General features: G+C 63.3%; 1 protein-coding gene. It reads left to right on the top strand.

The window, feature by feature from the left end:
• The coding region (gene glyA / locus ACR0B8_RS20185; protein ID WP_480659448.1) for a serine hydroxymethyltransferase at positions 1–833 on the top strand (833 nt) is incomplete at both ends.

Here is an 833-nt window from a genome sequence, read left to right as displayed (position 1 = left end):
GCGGTGCAGTACGGCGTCCGCAAGGAAGACAACATGCTGGATTATGATCAGGTCGAGGCGCTGGCGAAAGAGCACCAGCCCAAGCTGATCATCGCCGGAGGCTCGGCCATCCCGCGCGTGATCGACTTTGCCCGCATGCGCGAGATCGCCGACATGGTCGGTGCCTATCTGCACGTGGACATGGCGCATTTCGCCGGTCTGGTTGCGGCAGGCGAACACCCCAGCCCCTTCCCGCACGCGCATGTGGCGACGACGACCACGCACAAGACCCTGCGCGGTCCGCGTGGTGGCATGATCCTGACCAATGATGAAGATATCGCTAAGAAAGTGAATTCGGCGATCTTCCCCGGCATTCAGGGCGGCCCGCTGATGCATGTGATCGCGGCCAAGGCCGTGGCCTTCGGCGAGGCTCTGCAGCCTGCGTTCAAGGACTATATCAAGCAGGTCGTCGTCAATTCGCAGGCATTGTCGGATCAACTGATCAAGGGCGGTCTGGACACGGTGACCCACGGCACCGACACCCATGTGGTGCTGGTCGACCTGCGCCCCAAAGGCGTGAAGGGCAACGCGACTGAAAAGGCCCTGGGCCGCGCGCATATCACCTGCAACAAGAACGGCGTGCCGTTTGACCCGGAAAAACCGACCGTCACCAGCGGCATCCGCCTGGGCTCGCCCGCCGGCACCACCCGCGGCTTTGGCGAGGTCGAATTCCGCCAGATCGCCGACTGGATCATCGAAGTGGTCGACGGGCTGGCCGCCAATGGCGAAGACGGCAACAGCGCCGTCGAAGCCAAGGTCAAAGCCGAGGTCGCAGACCTCTGCGCCAAATTCCC

This window comes from Ruegeria sp. BH6 (assembly GCF_056538105.1).
The sequence above is the reverse complement of the archived record's forward strand: the minus strand, read 5'-3'. Positions and strand labels throughout refer to the sequence as shown.